Origin of the sequence: Mesorhizobium sp. (assembly GCF_041661565.1) — a bacterium.
Lineage (GTDB): Bacteria > Pseudomonadota > Alphaproteobacteria > Rhizobiales > Rhizobiaceae > Mesorhizobium.
In genome coordinates this window covers 1-17,728 of the sequence record NZ_JBAZUD010000112.1, presented here as the reverse complement: position 1 = coordinate 17,728, position 17,728 = coordinate 1, and the positions used below count along the sequence as shown (strand labels likewise).

At 64.5% G+C, this 17,728-nt stretch carries 18 protein-coding genes and 1 pseudogene; 11 read left to right on the top strand and 8 right to left on the bottom strand.

Going from position 1 to position 17,728, the window contains the following annotated elements:
* The 5 genes from argH to WC739_RS18460 form a co-directional block, all read left to right on the top strand.
* Nucleotides 1–936: argininosuccinate lyase (gene argH / locus WC739_RS18480; RefSeq protein WP_372954471.1), on the top strand; the 936-nt coding region annotated here is incomplete at its 5' end.
* A gap of 138 nt (nucleotides 937–1,074) precedes the next feature.
* Nucleotides 1,075–1,281, top strand: coding sequence for a lipoprotein (locus tag WC739_RS18475; protein ID WP_372954470.1), 207 nt, complete (start codon nucleotides 1,075–1,077; stop codon nucleotides 1,279–1,281).
* 69 nt (nucleotides 1,282–1,350) lie between these two features.
* Nucleotides 1,351–2,619: a diaminopimelate decarboxylase gene (gene lysA / locus WC739_RS18470; protein ID WP_372954469.1), complete on the top strand. Its 1,269-nt coding sequence runs from the start codon at nucleotides 1,351–1,353 to the stop codon at nucleotides 2,617–2,619.
* A gap of 29 nt (nucleotides 2,620–2,648) precedes the next feature.
* Nucleotides 2,649–3,590, top strand: coding sequence for a threonine/serine dehydratase (locus WC739_RS18465; protein ID WP_372954468.1), 942 nt, complete (start codon nucleotides 2,649–2,651; stop codon nucleotides 3,588–3,590).
* Nucleotides 3,591–3,798: 208 nt separating this feature from the next.
* Nucleotides 3,799–6,372, top strand: coding sequence for a TIGR02302 family protein (locus WC739_RS18460; protein ID WP_372954467.1), 2,574 nt, complete (start codon nucleotides 3,799–3,801; stop codon nucleotides 6,370–6,372).
* A gap of 114 nt (nucleotides 6,373–6,486) precedes the next feature.
* On the opposite strand, the pseudogene WC739_RS18455 reads toward WC739_RS18460, so the two are convergent.
* Nucleotides 6,487–7,368, bottom strand: a pseudogene (locus WC739_RS18455) (LysR family transcriptional regulator).
* A gap of 221 nt (nucleotides 7,369–7,589) precedes the next feature.
* Between WC739_RS18455 and WC739_RS18450 the strand changes: the two are divergent.
* Nucleotides 7,590–8,540: a DMT family transporter gene (locus WC739_RS18450; protein WP_372954466.1), complete on the top strand. Its 951-nt coding sequence runs from the start codon at nucleotides 7,590–7,592 to the stop codon at nucleotides 8,538–8,540.
* Here WC739_RS18450 and WC739_RS18445 read toward each other — a convergent pair whose 3' ends face one another.
* From WC739_RS18445 to WC739_RS18435, 3 genes are all read right to left on the bottom strand, one after another.
* The gene (locus WC739_RS18445; protein ID WP_372954465.1) at nucleotides 8,541–8,912 is read right to left on the bottom strand and encodes a response regulator; all 372 of its coding nucleotides are present in this window, start codon (nucleotides 8,910–8,912) and stop codon (nucleotides 8,541–8,543) included. It abuts the gene before it with no gap.
* Between the two features lie 75 nt (nucleotides 8,913–8,987).
* On the bottom strand, nucleotides 8,988–9,530 hold the full coding sequence (hpt, locus tag WC739_RS18440) for a hypoxanthine phosphoribosyltransferase (protein WP_372954464.1): 543 nt from the start codon (nucleotides 9,528–9,530) through the stop codon (nucleotides 8,988–8,990).
* Nucleotides 9,531–9,552: 22 nt separating this feature from the next.
* Nucleotides 9,553–10,194 carry a hypothetical protein gene (locus tag WC739_RS18435; protein ID WP_372954472.1) on the bottom strand — a complete coding sequence of 214 codons (642 nt, stop codon included), beginning with the start codon at nucleotides 10,192–10,194 and terminating at the stop codon, nucleotides 9,553–9,555.
* Nucleotides 10,195–10,515: 321 nt separating this feature from the next.
* Here WC739_RS18435 and ftsE point away from each other — a divergent pair, with 321 nt between their 5' ends.
* The 3 genes from ftsE to WC739_RS18420 all read left to right on the top strand — a co-directional run bounded on the left by ftsE (nucleotide 10,516) and on the right by WC739_RS18420 (nucleotide 13,009).
* Entirely contained in the window at nucleotides 10,516–11,175 is a 660-nt protein-coding gene (gene ftsE, locus WC739_RS18430) for a cell division ATP-binding protein FtsE (RefSeq protein ID WP_372954463.1), read from the top strand.
* A complete protein-coding gene (locus WC739_RS18425) occupies nucleotides 11,168–12,157 on the top strand; it encodes a cell division protein FtsX (protein WP_372954462.1) in 990 nt (329 codons plus the stop codon). Before ftsE ends, WC739_RS18425 begins: the two co-directional genes overlap by 8 nt.
* Before the next feature lie 126 nt (nucleotides 12,158–12,283).
* Entirely contained in the window at nucleotides 12,284–13,009 is a 726-nt protein-coding gene (locus tag WC739_RS18420; protein ID WP_372954461.1) for a YdcF family protein, read from the top strand.
* 7 nt (nucleotides 13,010–13,016) lie between these two features.
* Here WC739_RS18420 and WC739_RS18415 read toward each other — a convergent pair whose 3' ends face one another.
* Both WC739_RS18415 and WC739_RS18410 read right to left on the bottom strand, forming a co-directional pair.
* The gene (locus WC739_RS18415) at nucleotides 13,017–13,661 is read right to left on the bottom strand and encodes a pyridoxamine 5'-phosphate oxidase family protein (protein ID WP_372954460.1); all 645 of its coding nucleotides are present in this window, start codon (nucleotides 13,659–13,661) and stop codon (nucleotides 13,017–13,019) included.
* 23 nt (nucleotides 13,662–13,684) lie between these two features.
* Nucleotides 13,685–14,155, bottom strand: a complete 471-nt coding sequence (locus WC739_RS18410) for a DUF1348 family protein (RefSeq protein ID WP_372954459.1) — start codon at nucleotides 14,153–14,155, stop codon at nucleotides 13,685–13,687.
* A gap of 120 nt (nucleotides 14,156–14,275) precedes the next feature.
* Here WC739_RS18410 and WC739_RS18405 point away from each other — a divergent pair, with 120 nt between their 5' ends.
* Nucleotides 14,276–15,181 (top strand): LysR family transcriptional regulator, encoded by a 906-nt coding sequence (locus tag WC739_RS18405; protein WP_372954458.1) that lies wholly within the window; start codon nucleotides 14,276–14,278, stop codon nucleotides 15,179–15,181.
* Between the two features lie 77 nt (nucleotides 15,182–15,258).
* Nucleotides 15,259–16,053: a lysophospholipid acyltransferase family protein gene (locus tag WC739_RS18400; protein ID WP_372954457.1), complete on the top strand. Its 795-nt coding sequence runs from the start codon at nucleotides 15,259–15,261 to the stop codon at nucleotides 16,051–16,053.
* A gap of 54 nt (nucleotides 16,054–16,107) precedes the next feature.
* Here WC739_RS18400 and WC739_RS18395 read toward each other — a convergent pair whose 3' ends face one another.
* Both WC739_RS18395 and WC739_RS18390 read right to left on the bottom strand, forming a co-directional pair.
* On the bottom strand, nucleotides 16,108–17,055 hold the full coding sequence (locus tag WC739_RS18395; RefSeq protein WP_372954456.1) for an aldo/keto reductase: 948 nt from the start codon (nucleotides 17,053–17,055) through the stop codon (nucleotides 16,108–16,110).
* 121 nt (nucleotides 17,056–17,176) lie between these two features.
* Entirely contained in the window at nucleotides 17,177–17,698 is a 522-nt protein-coding gene (locus WC739_RS18390; RefSeq protein WP_372954455.1) for a gamma-glutamylcyclotransferase, read from the bottom strand.
* Nucleotides 17,699–17,728 lie beyond the last annotated feature (30 nt).

Here is a 17,728-nt window from a genome sequence, read left to right as displayed (position 1 = left end):
GTGATGCCGGGCTTCACCCACATGCAGGCGGCGCAGCCGGTCACCTTCGGCCACCATTGCATGGCCTATGTGGAGATGTTTTCGCGCGACCTGTCGCGGGTGCGCGACGCGATCGAACGGATGGACGAAAGCCCGCTTGGGGCGGCGGCACTTGCCGGCACCAGCTTCCCGATCGATCGCCACCAGACCGCCAGGGCGCTCGGTTTCCGCGAGCCGATGCGCAATTCCCTGGACAGCGTCTCGGACCGCGATTTCGCTCTGGAGTTCCTCGCTATGGCGGCGATCTGCGCGACCCACCTGTCGCGGCTCGCCGAGGAGATCATCATCTGGTCGACGCCGCAATTCGGCTTCGTCAGGCTGTCGGATTCCTTCTCTACCGGCTCATCGATCATGCCGCAGAAGAAGAACCCGGACGCCGCCGAACTGGTGCGGGGAAAGACCGGGCGCGTCACCGGCCACCTGGTCGGCCTGTTGACGGTGATGAAGGGCATGCCGCTGACCTATGGCAAGGACATGCAGGAGGACAAGGAATCGGTGTTCGATGCCGCCGAGACGCTCGACCTGATGCTGGCGGCAATGACCGGCATGGTCTCGGACATGACGGTCAACAGCGCCGCGATGAAGAAGGCCGCCGGCTCCGGCCACGCCACCGCCACCGACCTCGCCGACTGGCTGGTGCGCACGCTCGGCCTGCCGTTCCGCGAGGCGCATCACGTCACCGGCCGCGCCGTGGCGCTGGCAGAAGAGAGGAAGGTGGGGCTGGAGAAGCTGTCCCTGGAGGATTTGCAGTCCATTCATCCAGGCATCACATCGAACATATTCTCGGTGCTGGCGGTGCAGAACTCGGTCAAGAGCCGGACCAGTTTCGGCGGCACCGCGCCGTCCGAGGTGAAAAAGCAGATTCGCGGCTGGAAGAAGCGGCTGGCGAAAGCGTGATGCCCGATAGTGCGATGGCAATATCCCGGATTTGCCGCCAGCAATATCCCCGATTTGCTATCAGCAATATCCGGGGTGCAATGCATCGAGAACTCCGCTAAAAGCGGCGGCTGGCAAACGTTTCGGACGGATGGATCGATGACCGGAAGCAGGATTTTGGTGACGCTGACGCTGCTTGCGGCGCTTACGGCAGTTGCGGCTTGCGGCCGGAGAGGCGCGCTCGACACGCCTTACGAGGCAGCTGTCCAGGCGCGCAAGGACGCCGAGAAGGCCAAGCAGCCTCTTCCGCCGGAGCCGGCGAAACCGGTCGAGGACAAGAAATTCCTCCTCGACCCGCTGATCTGACGCCGACGCGACTGGGTCGGTCTTTCCAGACCCGATCCCCTCGGGCTCCAACTTTCCGGAAGTATTCTCGTGAACCATTTCGATTACCGCGATGGCGTGCTGCATGCCGAGGATGTGGCGATCCCCCATATCGCAGCGCAGATCGGCACGCCCTTCTACTGCTATTCGACGGCCACCCTGACCAGGCACTACCGGGTATTTGCCCAGGCCTTCGCCGGGCTCGACGCGCTCGTCTGCTACGCCATGAAGGCCAACTCCAACCAGGCGGTGCTGCGGACGCTGGCCAGGCTCGGCGCCGGCGCCGACGTGGTGTCGGAAGGGGAACTCCGCCGTGCGCTGGCCGCCGGCATTCCGGCCAGCAAGATCCTGTTTTCCGGCGTCGGCAAGACCGCGCGCGAAATGGACTTCGCGCTCGACGCGGGCATATTGTGTTTCAACGTCGAATCCGAGCCCGAACTCGAACTCCTGTCGGCCAGAGCCCAGGCTCTCGGCAAGGTCGCGCCGGTGTCGATGCGCATCAACCCCGATGTCGACGCCAGGACCCACAAGAAGATCTCCACCGGCAAGGCGGAGAACAAGTTCGGCATTCCGTGGCAAAAGGCGCGGCAGGTTTACGCCCGCGCGGCACAGCTTCCGGGCATCAGGGTCACCGGCATAGACACCCACATCGGCAGCCAGATCACCGATCTGCAGCCCTTCGACGACGCTTTCGCGCTGCTTGTCGAACTGGTTGGCGCTCTACGCGCCGACGGCCATGCCATCGAACATGTCGATCTCGGCGGCGGCCTCGGCATTCCCTACCGCATCGACAACAACCCGCCTCCGCTGCCCGACGCCTATGCCCAGATCGTCAGGAAGCGCGTCACCAAGCTCGGGCTCAAGGTCATGTTCGAGCCAGGCCGGCTGATATCAGGCAATGCCGGCATCCTCGTCTCGGAAGTGATCTTCGTGAAGGAAGGCGACGCAAAGAACTTCCTCGTCGTCGACGCCGCCATGAACGACCTGATCCGGCCGACGCTCTATGACGCCTTCCACGACATAAGGCCGGTGGTGCAGCCGCCGGCCGACACGCCGCGCATGATGGTCGATGTGGTGGGCCCGGTCTGCGAAACAGGCGATTATCTCGGCCACGACCGCGACCTGCCCCGGCTGAAGGCCGGCGATCTCATCGCGGTGTCCACCGCCGGTGCCTATGGCGCGGTGCAGGCCGGCACTTACAACACCCGCCTGCTGGTCCCCGAGGTCCTGGTCGACGGCGACCGGTTCCATGTCGTGCGTCCACGCCAAACCTATGACGACCTGATCGGGCTGGATTCGGTGCCCGAGTGGCTGGCTTAGAGCCGGCCGCTTTACCTGAGGAGTAAGCCATGTCGCAGGGCAGCACGATCACACGCGAACGCATCGCCGCGATGGAACCGCGCATCCGCCCCTATATCAGGCACACGCCGGTGCTGCGCGTCGACATGGCCGACTTCGACCGCGCGCCCCTGGCGGTCGACCTGAAGCTCGAATGCCTGCAGCATTCCGGCTCGTTCAAGGCGCGCGGCGCCTTCACCAACCTCCTGGAACGGCCGGTTCCCGAGGCTGGCGTCGTCGCCGCGTCGGGTGGCAACCATGGCGCCGCCGTTGCCTATGCCGCCATGCGGCTTGGCCACAAGGCAACCATCTTCGTTCCCGAGGTGAGCCCGCCGGCCAAGCTGGAGCGGATCCGCAGCTACGGTGCTGAACTGATCGTCGGCGGCGCGCGCTATGCCGAGGCGCTGGACGCCAGCGAACGTTTCGCCGAGCAAACCGGTGCCGTGCAGATCCATGCCTTCAACCAGGAGGAAACGCTTGTCGGCCAGGGCACGCTCGGGCTGGAGATCGAGAGTGATCTGCCCGATATCGACACGCTGCTGATCGCCGTCGGCGGCGGCGGCCTGATCGGCGGCATCGCCGCGTGGTTTGCCGGCCGCATCCGTATCATCGCGGTCGAGCCGGAAGGAGCGCCGACGCTTCATCGCGCCTTCGAGGCCGGACGACCCGTCGACGCCCCCGCCGAGGGCATCGCCGCCGATTCTTTGGCGCCCAAGCGCGTCGGCGAGATGATGTTTCCGATCGCCGAGGCCTTTGTCGAGCGTTCCATCCTGGTCAGCGATGACGACATCATCGCCGCGCAAAAGGCGCTGTGGAACCGGGTGCGCATCATCTCCGAGCCGGGCGGCGCCGCCGCTTTCGCGGCCATGCTGTCGGGACGTTACGCGCCGGAGCCCGGTGAACGGGTCGCTGTCCTGGTCTGCGGTGCGAACGCGAATCCCGCGACGTTCTGAGCGCAACTAAGACGGCGGACTTCACGTTATTCCGAACTGCCTCGCCTTTGCCGTGTTTGCTGGTATTCTTGGAGTCGCGAGGCATGGGCTGGTTTGCCCGTCTCGAAGCATGATCCCGAAAAGCGGTATCCGGTTTTCGACCAGATCATGCTCAAAGTGATAGAGCCCCACCCGGTCTTTCGGATGGAACAGGCTCCAGGAAGGGCCGATGACGGAACGACCCACCTTCAAGAGCGATCACGGCCTGGCCGGGCGCCTTGCCTTGAGCCGGCTGGCGACGCGGGTCTCGATGATGGTCGAGCGTGGCTGGCCGCTGCTGCTGCCGCTTGTCATCGTCGCCAGCCTTTTCCTCAGCGTCTCCTGGCTCGGCCTCTTCTCGCGGCTGCCGGATATCGCGCGCATCGGCACGGTGGCCGCATTCAGCATCGCGGCACTGGCCGCGCTCTATCCGCTGCGCTTCTTCCGCATGCCCGGATCCGCCGAGGTCGACCGTCGCATCGAGGCGGCCAATCATTTGTTGCACAGCCCGGTGCTGGTGCAGACCGACCGGCCAAGCGGCAGGGAAAGCAGCTTTTCGCGGGCGCTGTGGCGCGAACACCAGAAGCGCATGGCAGGCAGGCTCGCCGGTCTCGGTGCCGACCTGCCGCGCACGCGCGTGCCGGAACGCGACCCCTGGGCGTTGCGCGCGGTGGCCGCGCTCCTCTTCGTTACCGCCTTTGCCTTTTCGTTCGGACCGGCGGGCGGCAGGCTGGGCGATGGGTTCAGTGCGCACGGCGCGCATGATGCCGTCCCGCCCCGCATCGACGCTTGGGTCACCCCCCCGGCCTATACTGGCAAGCCACCGATCTTCCTGACTGCCGACGCCAACCAGGCGACGCCGTCTTTTTCCGTCCCTGAAGGGAGCGACGTCTCGCTGCGGGTCACCGGCGGATCGGGCGAGGAAACGCTTGCCTTTGCCGACAAGGACGGCAATTCCCGCGCCATCGATCCGGCCGGCGCGAGTGCCGCCCCGGCCAAGCCGGCGGCAAGCCAGGCAACGCCGTCCAAGGTACGGCAGTTCACAGGCAAGCTGACCGGCGACGGCACGCTGACGCTGAAGACGGGCGAGGATCAGCTTGGCCGCTGGGCTTTCGCGGTCGTGCCCGACAAGCCGCCGCGCATCCGCTTCGTCGGCGAGCCCAAGCGCGCGGTCAACGGCGCTTTCGAACTCAACTACCAGATCGACGACGATTACGGCGCCGCCACCGCCAAGGCCGTCTTCGCGCTCGCCGATCCACAGGCGCCGGATGCACATCCGCTCTATGGTCCGCCTGATCTGCCGCTGTCGCTGCCGCGCCGGGGCGGCAAGTCGAATGCCGCCAGGACGTCGAAGGACTTGACCGAGCATGTCTGGGCCGGCAGCAGCATCAAGCTTACCCTGGTTGCCACCGACGACGCGGGCCACACCGCGTCGAGCGAGACCAAGACCTTGGTCATGCCGCAGCGCCCGTTCGCCAATCCGCTGGCGCGCGCGGTGATCGAGCAACGCGGCCTGCTGGCGCTCGACGCCAACGCCAAGCCGCGCGTTCTCGATCTGATGGACGCCATCACGCTGCGGCCGGAAGACACGTTCGACAACATGTCCCACTACCTCGCCATCATGAGCGCCCGCAGCCGGCTCGACATTGCCGGTAGCGACGACCAGCTGCGCAGCGAGGTCGCCTATCTCTGGGAGATCGCGCTTGGCATCGAGGAGGGCAATCTGTCGGCGGCGGAAAGGCGGCTCCGCCAGGCGCAGCAGGCGCTGCAGGAGGCCATCAAGAATGGCGCCAGCGACGCCGACATCGAGAAGGCGATGAAGGAACTGCGCGAGGCGATGAACCAGTTCCTGCAGGAATTCGCGGAACGCGCCAGGCAGAACCCGGATGCGCCGCAGATGCAGCAGAACGGCCAGGAACTGCGCCAGAGCGACATCGACCGCATGATGGACCAGATCGAGAATCTGGCGAAATCGGGCGACCGCGACAAGGCCCAGCAATTGCTGTCGCAGTTGCAGGACATGATGAACAATCTGCAGGCCGGCCGTCAGCAACAGGGCAACCAGCAGGACAGCGAGATGCGCCAGCAGATGGACAAGCTCGGCGACATCCTGCGACGCCAGCAGGAGATGATGAACGATACTTTCCGCATGGAGCAGACGCAGCGCGGCAATAACCCCGACGAACAGTCTGGTGACGGCCAGGAGGGGGAGAAGCCGGGCGTCGGCGAGGACCGCGATCCGCTCGCCCGGCCCAAACCTATGACGCCGCAGGAATTCGCCGATGCGCTGAAGCAACTGCAGGAAGGCCAAGGTCAGCTTAAGAGCGACCTCGAGCAGCTGAAGAAGGGGCTCGAGGGCATGGGCATGGAACCCAACGAAGGATTTGGCGACGCCGGCAAGTCCATGGGCAACGCCGAGCAGGCACTGGGCGAGGGCGAAGGCGACGAAGCCGTCGGCCACCAGGGCCGGGCGCTGGAGGCGCTGCGCAAGGGCGCCAAGGACATGATGAAGCAGATGCAGGCCATGCAGGGCGACGAAGGCGGCAGCGAGGAAGGCGGTCGCCAGCAGAACGCCGACCGTGATCCGCTCGGCCGGCCACGTGCCAGCCAGGGTCCCGATTTCGGCGATTCCGTCAAGGTGCCCGACGAGATCGACGTGCAGCGCGCCCGCCAGATCCTGGAGGCGATCCGCAAGCGGCTGGGGAACGCGCTCAGCCCCGACATCGAGCGCAGCTACCTGGAGCGGCTGCTGGAGCTCAAATAAGGCACGTCGCCCAACGGTGATCTCGGTTTACATGCATGAAACGAGATCGAAAACGCGTCGTCTCGATCCCGACGCGACGCGTTTCAGGAATGACAGCGGCAACCGGATGGACTTTTACGAGGAGGCGACAGGCTGACCCTGCCTGTTGACGAACGCCTCGCGTATCGCCTCCTGCATGCCGACGATCGCCTCGCCCGATGCATTCGGGTTGCGATGCATCACCACATTCGAGGAATCGATGTCGCCGAATCCGTCGGTGGCCGTCAGTTCGCGGCAATCGGCCGGAATGTTGCTGCGTGAAATCGGCGCGATCGCCAAACCCGAGGTCACGGCGAGCTTCAGGCCGCCGGTGGTGTCGCTGGTGTAGGCGACGCGATAGGCAAGACCCCGCTACTCCAGCGATTTGATGGCGAAATCCTTGCACCAGCCGGCGCGATTGTAGAGCGCGATCGGCACCGGGCGCTCCTCGTGCATGTTGTGGAGGGTCGATGTTACCCACACGGTCGGATCGTGCATCAGCACCTCGCCGCCGGCGGAATCCTGCCATTCGAACACCACGCACAAATCGAGTTCACCGGCGGCCAGCGCCCCCAGCTGCGCGCCCGAATGCGCGTAGCGGACGGTGACCTCGACCTTGGTGTGGCGCTTTGAAAACGCGCCGAGCGCGCGCGACAGGATGGCGTGGCCATATTCCTCGGGAATGCCGATGCGCACCGGTCCGCCGAGCGGCGCCGCCGCCATCGACGCCGCCGTCTCGTCGAGCAGCGAGACGATGCGGCGGGCATTGACGATGAGTTCGCCGCCGCGCCGCGTCAGCGCGACGCCACGGGAACCGCGCTCGAACAGGCTGTCGCCGACCAGTTCTTCGAGCTTTTTCATCTGCATCGAAACGGCTGACTGCGTACGGCCGGCCTGCTCGGCCGCCCTGGTGAAATTGCCGGCTTCGGCAATGGCCACGAACGTACGCAGGAGATCGCTGTCGAGGGTGGGGCGCATGATGTCCGTCATAAGAAAATCTGATTGCTGATATCATTCCAATTCGTTTGCAACATGTCAAACGCCGGAGGATAGTCGCTTCACCCATTGGATATGCGGCTGTGAAAATCAGCCGCGGACCAATACAAGAGTCCTCACTCGTACCCGCTGCCCGAAACGGTGGCGGGTTCTTTTTAGCCTGAAGCACGCTCGCGCTGTCGAACCCTGGAGCCAAGACGCGGATGCAGAATAGGATGGTGCGCGGCATCCTGAGCCTCTGCCTGGGTGTGCTGGTGTTCTCGCTGCAGGACCCGCTGGTCAAGGCCGTGTCCAGCATCTATCCGGTAACCGAGGTGATGGCGATCCGCTCGATCATCGCCCTCCCCATCCTGGTCATCCTGGTTCACGCCGATGTCGGTTTGCGGGCCATCCTGTCGAAACGATTCGGGCTGCTGACGATCCGCGCCTTCATCCAGTTCACTTCCTATACGGTGTATTATCTGGCGATCGCGGCCTTGCCGTTGGCCGACGCCGTGGCGCTTTATTTCATGGCGCCGCTGTTCATCATGGCGCTGGCCGGCCCCTATCTTGGCGAACGCGTCTCGTGGCGGACGCTGGCGACCGTGCTGATCGGCATGCTCGGCGTCATCGTCATGGTGCGCCCCGGCGCCGGGCTGTTCGATTGGGCGGCGCTGCTGTCGCTGGGCTCGGCGGTGCTTTACGGATTCTCCCAGTTGATGGCGCGCAAGATCGGCGATACCGAATCGTCCACGGTGATGGCCTTCTATCAGAACGGCGCATACCTCATCGGCGCCGCCATGGTCGCCGGCACATTCCATCTTGCCGGCGTAACCCACGCCATCCACCCCAGCGTCGAATTCCTGGTCCGTCCGTGGATATGGCCGACGCTGCCGGACTTCCTCAAGATGGCGGCCTGCGGTCTCGTCGCCTCGGCAGGCATGATCCTGCTGTCGCAGGGCTACAGGCTGGCGCCGGCCAATCGCGTCGCCACCTTCGAATATACCGGCATCCTGTGGTCGCCGCTGTGGGGTTTCCTGTTCTTCGCCGAGGTGCCGCGCTCGACGACAGTGATCGGCGCGGGCCTGATCATCGGCGCCGGCCTGCTGGCGCTGAACACCGAACGCCGCGACAGGAAGCCCACGCCGGCGCTGGCCGCCACCGACCCTGCCTGATCAGGCGAAGCAGATCAGGGCGCGTTCGACGCGCGAGCGGATTTCGGCCAGCGTGAAGGGCTTTTGCACGACATCGAGGATGATGCCGTCCAGTTCCTCGGCCCGCTCGCGCTGATCGGCATATCCGGTCATCAGCATGATCTTCATCGACGGGAAAAGGGCCGCCGCCGCGATCGCCATCTCGATGCCGTCCATCTCCGGCATACGAATGTCGGAGACGACGAGATCGTAGCCGCCACGCATGGCCTTGATCAGCGCCAACCCCTGCCCGCCGTCCGCCGCCACGTCGATCGTGTGCCCGGCGCGTTCAAGCGCGCGGGCCGCGAGGGTGCGGACGGACTCATCGTCCTCGACGATCAGAAGCTTTGCCATGGCCAGCATGTTTGGCCATGAAAAGTTGACTTTTCCTGAAAGCGCTAGCAGTCGGCAAGGCTTTTTGGTGGTCGCTCAGACATCGCCCTTGACGACGCCGACGAAGGGCAATTCGCGAAAGGCATGCGCCACGTCCATGCCGTAGCCGACGACGAAATAGTCGGGACAGTCGAAGCCGACATAGTCGGCGGTCAGCGCTGTCTGGCGGCGCATGCGCTTGTCGAGCAGCACGGCGATGGAACAGCTCCTGGCGCCCCGCGACAGCATCAGGTCGCGGGTGAAGGTCAGCGTCTTGCCCGATTCGAGGATATCGTCGATCAACAGCACGTCGCGGCCGGCGACCTCATTGTCGATATCGCGCAGCACCCTCACCTCGCCGCTGGTCGTGCCGGAGCCGTAGCTGGAAATGAAGATGAACTCCACCTCGGGCGACAGGCCGACATCGTGCATGGCGCGGATGAGATCGGCGGCGAAGATGAACGAGCCCTTCAGCACCGAGATCACAAGCAGGTCGTGATAGTCGTGCTCGGCGATTTCCTTGGCGAGTTCGAGATTGCGCCGTGCGATCGCCGAGGCGGAAAACAGGACCTCTATGTCCTTGTCGCGTACGATTGGCATTGTGGTCTTCCCCGGTGATCGCTTACTCAGCGAAAGTAACCAGAACGGTTCTCACGCCGTTCTTAGGCACGTCGAGCCGGCTGGCAAAGCCGAATCTTTCGCCCGATGCCAGCGAACGGCCCGATGTCCCCAACGTATAGCGGGTCAAGCGTCCATCCTTGCCCGTCACGCGAATTTCGAGTGGCGGCAATTGGGCCGGTTGCGCACCGTCATTGGCGGCTTCACCATCGACCAACAGTACGGGATTGGGCCCGGAAGCATCGACGCGTGAGGTGACGTCGGAAATCGTCAGCGCCGACACTCCGTTCCCGGACAGAAACGGCGCCTGGCGCACCAGCGCGTGCCCGCCGGAGACCCAGAACGCGGCAAGGGCGCCGCCCACGCCGGCAATCCAGAAGATCGGCCCGCCGCGCGCAGCAGGCCCGCGCTGCGTCGGAGCTTCCGGCTTGCGCAGCATGTCCATCCCCTCGATGGCGGGCGGGACGATCACCCGTGGCTGCGGAGCGCTCTCCGCTGCCGGCGCAAGCCGCGTCATCACCACATAGTCGGCGTCGATGACATCCGTGGCGGGATCGCGCACGAACCGATCCGCGGTGGCTGTTGCCACCGGATCGGTCATGATTTCGCCGGAAACCGGGCGCGCGGTTCGATCCTCAGCCATCATGGCCCCAGTGTTGCGGCACGTGTTCTGTTGCGGCACGTGTTCGCTTTTCGTTTCTTTTGCGTAAATACAAATGGTTAATGCTTCCCCACCGGAGCCTCCGTGACGCACCGAAAGCAGCCAGAAATTAACCGCCGGTTAACCATGCCGGCCGAAGGTCTTTCACGGGATGGGGACCGTCGCCGCCGCCAGAGACGGATGATTTCAGCTCGAATTGATCTGAAATCCGAATCCGCCTCTAAGTCAAAGAGATAGGGCATGTTGTCGTCCAAAGCCGCCTCACGCTTTTAGGCATCATGCTCTAGGAAATTCGGGTCGCCGAAATTGATTCGCTTCGAAAATGTCGGTCTCCGCTATGGCATGGGTCCGGAAATCCTCCGTGACATTTCCCTGCACATTCCGGAGCGCTCCTTCCAGTTCCTGAGCGGGCCTTCGGGCGCCGGCAAGACGTCGTTGCTGCGCCTGCTGTTCATGTCGCTGAAGCCGACGCGCGGACTGATCACCATCTTCGGCAAGGACCGTTCACGCATCTCGCGGGCCGAACTGCCGCATCTGCGCCGCCGCATCGGCGTGGTGTTCCAGGACTTCCGCCTGCTCGACCACATGACCACTTACGAGAATGTCGCGCTGCCGCTCCGTGTGCGCGGGCGCGAGGAGGCAAGCTATCGCACCGATGTGACCGAGCTGTTGAAGTGGGTCGGCCTGGGGGAGCGCATGCATGTGCTGCCGCCGGTACTGTCGGGCGGCGAGAAGCAGCGCGCCGCGATCGCACGGGCGCTCATCGAACAACCGGAGATCCTGCTGGCCGACGAGCCGACCGGCAATGTCGACCCGCCGCTGGCGCGACGGCTGCTGCGCCTGTTCATCGAACTCAATCGTCTGGGCACCGCCGTGGTGATCGCGACCCACGACCTCGGCCTGATGGAACAGGTCGACGCACGCCGCATGATCCTGGCCGGCGGAAGGCTGGACATCTATGACTGACCTTTCCGCCGAGCACCTGGACGAACCGGAGACCGAGGCAGTCGAGCCAAGGCCGCGCGCGCAGCGCCGGATGGCGCCGATCGTGCCGGCGCAGAACATTGCCGGCCGGGCGCTGGTGCTGGTCATCGCCATCATGACCTTCCTGTCGTGCCTGACTTTCGGCGCGGTGACGCTGGTGCGCGACACGGCCTCGGTCTGGGAGAACCAGATCTCCCGTGAAGCCACGATCCAGATCAAGCCGGCCGACGGGCTGGACATGGAGGCGGCCCTTGTCCAGGCCTCGGGGATCGCCGGCGAATTTCCCGGCGTGAAGAGCACGCGGATCATCGATCGCGAGGCGACGGCGCGCCTGCTGGAGCCGTGGCTGGGCACTGGCCTCAACATCGACGAGCTTCCCGTGCCACGCCTCATCATCGTCACCATCGACGAAAGCAGCCCGCCCGACTTTGCCGCCATGCGCGCCGCCATCACGCCGAAGCTGCCGAGCGCATCGCTGGACGATCACCGCACCTGGGTCGACCGGCTTGTGGCCATGGCCCACACGACGGTGACCATCGGCATTGCCGTTCTGGCGTTGATGCTGTCGGCGACCGTGCTGACGGTTGTGTTCGCCACGCGCGGCGCCATGGCCGGCAACGGCCACATCATTGAGGTGCTGCATTTCGTAGGCGCCGAGGCGCGCTTCATCGCGCGCGAATTCCGCCGCCATTTCCTGGTCACAGGCATGAAGGGCGCCGCAGCCGGCGGGGCCGCGGCCGTGCTGGTATTCATAGTCTTTTCCTGGTGGTCCTCGCGCAACATGGCAACCCCGCAGGCCGACCAGGCAACCGCCCTGTTCGGCAACTTCGCCATTGGCTCGGCCGGATATCTCGGTGTCGTCCTGATGGTGCTGGTGATCGGCGCGCTGACCGCGGCAACCTCCCACGCCACCGTCGTCGCCTATCTCAGCGACATTGATGTCCGCCAGCCGGATGCGGGCTGATTGGGTCGGGCAAAGACCGCGGGGGGACAGTCGAAATGAATGGAAGGGAGTGATCACGAATGGAGAATTCGCGTAACGCAAAGTGCGAGTTTTGCCTACCCAAGGCCGCATTTGAGGGTTAACCATATGGGGATGAGCGCGCGGGATTCGACCGGGATGGTTGGACAAATGCCGGTGGTGGCTGCTGGCGTGCGCGATCATGCCACTATCAGCCGTTTGAGGCTGGCGCTTCGCGCATTCGCTCTCTCCCTGCTTCTCGCCGCTTCACTCTTTGCCGGTGGTTTCGGCTGGTTCGCCAACAAGGTCAGCCATTTGACGACGCCTGCCGACCCGGCCAAGGCAGACGCGATCATCGTGCTGACCGGCGGCCAGTCCCGCCTTGACGCGGCGATGGATCTGCTGGCCTCCGGCAAGGGCGAGCGCCTGCTGATCAGCGGCGTACACCCATCCGCCAGCCGCCGGCAGTTGCAGGCGGCCATCGGCGGCGACAAGCGGTTGTTCTCATGTTGCGTCGACATCGATCGGGCCGCGCTCGACACGATCGGCAATGCCGAGGAAAGCGCCAAATGGGTCGAGAACCATGCCTACGGCACGGTGATCCTCGTCACCAACAATTACCACATGCCGCGCAGCCTGCTGGAAATGGGCCGGCTGCTGCATGGCGCCAAGCTGGAGCCCTACCCAGTCGTCAATTCCAATCTCGACAATGGCGGCTGGCTAACCAAGCCGCAGGCATTGCGCGTGCTGTTCACCGAATACAACAAATATCTGCTGGCGCTGGTGCGCGGTATCGTTCCGCTGAAGCCGACCCCGGGCGGCATCTCGCTGGCCGAAACCAAGGTTGGCGGCTGAACCGTCGCTATCGCGCCGGTGCCTCGGCCGCGGCCGCACCCTGCAGGCCCTTGAGTTGGGCGATCTCCTGTTCGAGGCGCTCGATGCGCTTGTCTCGCTCGCCCAGCACCGCCGCCACATCCGCCGCCTCGAACCGTTGCGGGATGTGTTGCGGGCAATTGGCATCCCAGGCTGAAACCGTGAACAGGATGGCCTGCTCCGGACGCGCCCTGTAATCCCCCGGCATCAGCCGCGCGATCAAGTCTGGATCGTTCTCGACGACCCGCGCCGTGCCCCAGATCTTGATGCGCTGGCGGTGGGCATAATCGATCAGGAACAGGAAGGCTTGCGGATTGTCGGCCAAATTGCCCTGCGTGATGAACTGCTTGTTACCGGAGAAGTCGGTGAAGCCGATTGTCTTTTCGTCGAGCACCTTGAGAAAACCGGCCGGGCCGCCGCGGTGCTGGACGTAGGGCTGGCCGTCGCCATTGGCCGTCGACAGGAACACGCTGGTCTGCATCGCGATGAAAGCGGCAAGGTCCGGCGTGATATCGGCTTGCCAGCCACCACGCTCCTCGACACGCGCATAGGACTGGCGCGAACCCTTTCGCGCCTGGATCGCCTTGACGGTCGGCGTGAAGGCGATGTCGCTGGTGAAACTGTGCGCGTTCATCGAAAACCTCTTTGGAAAGGAAACTAAAGCCCGAGTTCCGACAGCGACGGGTGGTCATCCGGCCGGCGGCCGAGCGGCCAATGATATTTGCGGTCTGCGACGCTGATCGGCAGGTCGTTGATGCTGGCGATGCGCAGCCGCATCAGTCCGTGCTCGTCGAATTCCCAGTTCTCGTTGCCGTAGCTGCGGAACCAGGAGCCGCTGTCATCGTGCCATTCATAGGCGAAGCGCACGGCGATGCGGCTGTCGTGGAAGGCCCACACTTCCTTGATCAGCCGATAATCCAGTTCGCGGCTCCATTTGCGCGTGAGGAACGCCTGGATGGCATCGCGCCCTTGCAGAAACTCGGCGCGGTTGCGCCAGCGGCTGTCCGCCGTATAGGCAAGCGCGACCCGGGCCGGATCACGGGAGTTCCAGGCATCCTCGGCCATGCGCGCCTTTTGGGCCGCGGTCTCGGCGGTGAACGGCGGCAGCGGCGGGCGGTTTTCGGACATGGGATCTTCCTCCTGGCGATCGCCTCTTCGGCGCGACCGACGTACAGGATATAAAGCCTTCCATCATTCAGGTGCAGATGGCATATCTGCAATCTATCCTTCCATTTTACGGAAGAAGCGATGGACCGTCTCGAAGCCATGTCCCTGTTCGTTGCCGCGGTGGAGGCCGGCAGCCTCTCCGCCGCCGCGCGCCGTTCAGGTGTTCCGCTGGCAACTGTCAGCCGCAAGGTGTCCGATCTTGAACGGCATCTGAAGACACGCCTGCTGAACCGGTCCACCCGGCGATTGACACTGACCGAAGCCGGCGACGCCTACCTCGGCGCCTGTCGGCGTATTCTCGATGAGGTCGGCGAGGCCGAGCGCATCGCCGGCGGCGAATACAATGCGCCGACCGGCGAACTGAGCATCACCGCGCCGATCGTCTTCGGCCGCCTGCACGTGCTGCCGGTCGTCACCGCGTTCCTCGCCGCTTATCCGCAAGTGGATGTCCGGCTGACCCTTGGCGACAGGATAAGCCAGCTGGCTGAGGAGCATATCGATCTTGCCGTCCGCATCGGCCGGTTGCCGGCCTCGCGCATGGTTGCGATGGGGGTCGGTTCGATCCGGCATGTGGTTTGCGCAAGTCCCGCCTATCTGGCCGGGCACGGCACGCCGAAAACGCCGCAGGAACTCGAAACCCACAGCTGCGTCACCTTCGAGGGTCTCGACTCGCTCGCCACATGGATGTTTGCAGCCGACAAGACTGACTTCACTGTCCCGGTCCGCTCGCGCCTCAGGGTCAACACCGCTGAAGCCGCGATCGACGCCGCGATTGCCGGCGTCGGCATGACGCGGGTGCTTTCCTACCAGATCGTCGGCGCCGTGCGCTTGGGGGCACTGTGCCCCGTGCTCGTGGATTTCGAACCGCAGCCTTGGCCGGTGAACCTGGTGCACGCCGGCCAAGGCCGGCTGCCGGTGAAACTGCGCGCCTTCCTCGACTTCGCCGCGCCACGCCTGAGGGAACGTCTGGCGCAGGCGACGTGGTAAGGCGGGCGCCGTCGGACCGTTTCCTTTTTCGCCGCGCTTGGTGTAACCAACGCACTCCTCCTCACCGGGCCTCCCCCATGCTCTATGTCCGATCGCTGGCGTTCAACTTCGTTTTCTATGTCAATCTGATCGTCCAGATGATCGTCTGGACGCCTTTCTACTTCCTGTCGCCCCGTCACCGCGCCTGGTTCGTGCCGAAATTCTGGTCGCGCACCTCGATGTGGCTCTATGACAAGATCGCCGGAACCAGGAACGAGATCACCGGAGTGGAAAACCTGCCCGAGGGTTCATTCATCCTGGCCCCCAAGCACCAGTCGTTCTGGGATGCGATCGCCTTCTTCCCATTCCTCCACGACCCGCTCTACATCCTCAAGCGGGAGCTGACCTGGATCCCGTTCTTCGGCTGGTACATCATGAAGATGCGCATGATTCCGGTCGACCGCGGCAGCCGCTCGAAGGCCCTGAAGGCGGTGGTCGCCGCGACCAAGCAGGAAATGGCGCGCAACCCGCGCCAGCTCATCATCTACCCGGAAGGCACAAGGCGCGCGCCCGGAGACGAACCGGCCTACAAATATGGCATCGTGGAGATCTACACGCAGCTCGGCGTCCCGGTGGTTCCGGTCGCCCATGTCGCCGGCCTTTACTGGCCGCGCCGGAAATTCCTGCGCTATCCCGGCACGATCAAGGCGCGCTTCCTGCCGCCCATTCCGCCGGGTCTCGGCAAGGACGAATTCATGGCGCGGCTGATCGGCGAGACCGAGGCTGCCTGCGACGCGTTCCTCATCGATGCGGCGCGTGCGCCAAACCCGCCGGCGCTGCCGCCGACGGCGTTGAAAAGGCTGCGCGAACTGGACGGAAACGCCAGCGCCTGACGGCGATCCCCGCGACTGGGCGGAGGACCCAGTTAGACGACGTCCTGCTTCTGCTTATGCGCTGGCCCTGTCGAGTTCGGCTATGTCGTCGGCGCTTAGCTTCAAGGACACCGCCTTGATCAGGCTGTCCATTTGCTCGGGCTTGGTGGCGCTGGCGATCGGCGCGGTGACGCCGGGCCGCGCGATCACCCAGGCAATCGCCACTTCCGCCGGTTTGGCCGAATGCCTGGCGGAAACCGCATCCAACGCCGCCAGGATGCGCTTGCCGCGCGCGTTGAGGTAGTCCTTGATCCCGCCACCGCGCGGGCTTTGGCCAAGGTCGGCCTCGCTGCGGTATTTGCCGCTGAGGAAACCCTTGGCGAGGCTGAAATAGGTGATGACACCGATATCCTCGGCCACGCACAGGTCGCGCAACGGGCCGTCGAAGGACGAGCGGTCGTAGAGATTGTATTCCGGCTGCAGCACCTCGTAGCGCGGCAGGCCGCGCAGGCTCGCCACGTCGAGCGCGGCGCGCAACTGCCCGGCGTCGAGGTTCGAGCAGCCGGCATAACGGATCTTGCCCTTGGCAAGCAGCTTCTCGTACGCGCCGAGCGTTTCCTCATAGGGCGTGGCGGGATCCGGCCAATGCGACAGATAGAGGTCGATGAATTCGGTCCGCAGCCGCTTCAGCGATGCGTCGACGGCCTTTTCGATATAGGCGGCGGACAGGTCCTTGTGCCCCTGCCCCATATCGGAGCCGACCTTGGTAACTACGATCACCTTGTCGCGGTTGCCGCGGTCTTTCATCCAGTTGCCGATGATGGTTTCCGATTCGCCGCCCTTGTGACCGGGAACCCAGCTCGAATAGACATCCGCCGTGTCGATGGCGTTGAGCCCGGCGCCGACGAAGCGGTCGAGCAGGTCGAACGAGGTTTTCTCGTCGGCGGTCCAGCCGAAGACATTGCCGCCCAGGACAAGCGGCGCGATGGAAAGGTCGGTGCGACCGAGACGGCGTTTCTGCAAGACGGATCTCCATGATGGTGGGGGCGTCGAATGCCGCCCGCTGGCTGTGTTCGAGCCCTAACCTAGGCCTTGCCGCGTCGAGGTCAAAGGGACGCGCTTCGTTTCCGCCACGGCCGGCGGTTCACAAAGGCGCGACCAGACGCGCCACCTCCTCCAGCCAATGGTCTCGAATGCCCAGCGCCTCGAGGTGCTCGAGCGTGCTGAGCACATAGTCCTCATTGTTGCCGGACTGACCGATGGCGCCACGCACGACCGCGGCGGCGTGGGCGGGATCGAGCGCGCCGGCATATTGTTCGTGGCGGCGGTCGACGATGTAGGCCACCGCCTCGATCGTCCCGCCGCCGTCGAGCCGGATCTTGACCACCCGTTCGAGATAGACGTTGGTGACCAGTTCGCGTTCGCGCAGATAGGTGATGACCTCTTCGCGCAAGTCAGCGGGGACACGGAACGCCAGCCCAACGCATGACCCGCCCTGGTCGAGACCAAGCACCAGTCCCGGTCGCTGGCGCGTACCGCGATGCACGAAGGAATAGACGCAAAGCGAGCGTCGGTAGCCATGCAGGCGGGCGCGCCGCGTCTCGACGTGCGCGAAACCTGGCCGCCAGATCAGCGAACCGTAGCCAAACACCCAAAAATCGCCCATATCACCGCGCCTGATTGCAAAATATGCCAA

Excerpts from the sequence above, each read along its gene's own strand:
- WC739_RS18420 (WP_372954461.1), top strand. The coding sequence starts at position 12,284 with ATGGGGATGAGCGCGCGGGATTCGACCGGGATGGTTGGACAAATGCCG.
- WC739_RS18445 (WP_372954465.1), bottom strand. The coding sequence starts at position 8,912 with ATGGCAAAGCTTCTGATCGTCGAGGACGATGAGTCCGTCCGCACCCTC.
- WC739_RS18405 (WP_372954458.1), top strand. The coding sequence starts at position 14,276 with ATGGACCGTCTCGAAGCCATGTCCCTGTTCGTTGCCGCGGTGGAGGCC.
- WC739_RS18460 (WP_372954467.1), top strand. The coding sequence starts at position 3,799 with ATGACGGAACGACCCACCTTCAAGAGCGATCACGGCCTGGCCGGGCGC.
- WC739_RS18450 (WP_372954466.1), top strand. The coding sequence starts at position 7,590 with ATGCAGAATAGGATGGTGCGCGGCATCCTGAGCCTCTGCCTGGGTGTG.
- WC739_RS18400 (WP_372954457.1), top strand. The coding sequence starts at position 15,259 with ATGCTCTATGTCCGATCGCTGGCGTTCAACTTCGTTTTCTATGTCAAT.
- WC739_RS18465 (WP_372954468.1), top strand. The coding sequence starts at position 2,649 with ATGTCGCAGGGCAGCACGATCACACGCGAACGCATCGCCGCGATGGAA.
- WC739_RS18415 (WP_372954460.1), bottom strand. The coding sequence starts at position 13,661 with ATGAACGCGCACAGTTTCACCAGCGACATCGCCTTCACGCCGACCGTC.
- WC739_RS18435 (WP_372954472.1), bottom strand. The coding sequence starts at position 10,194 with ATGATGGCTGAGGATCGAACCGCGCGCCCGGTTTCCGGCGAAATCATG.
- hpt (WP_372954464.1), bottom strand. The coding sequence starts at position 9,530 with ATGCCAATCGTACGCGACAAGGACATAGAGGTCCTGTTTTCCGCCTCG.
- WC739_RS18410 (WP_372954459.1), bottom strand. The coding sequence starts at position 14,155 with ATGTCCGAAAACCGCCCGCCGCTGCCGCCGTTCACCGCCGAGACCGCG.
- WC739_RS18425 (WP_372954462.1), top strand. The coding sequence starts at position 11,168 with ATGACTGACCTTTCCGCCGAGCACCTGGACGAACCGGAGACCGAGGCA.
- WC739_RS18390 (WP_372954455.1), bottom strand. The coding sequence starts at position 17,698 with ATGGGCGATTTTTGGGTGTTTGGCTACGGTTCGCTGATCTGGCGGCCA.
- WC739_RS18475 (WP_372954470.1), top strand. The coding sequence starts at position 1,075 with ATGACCGGAAGCAGGATTTTGGTGACGCTGACGCTGCTTGCGGCGCTT.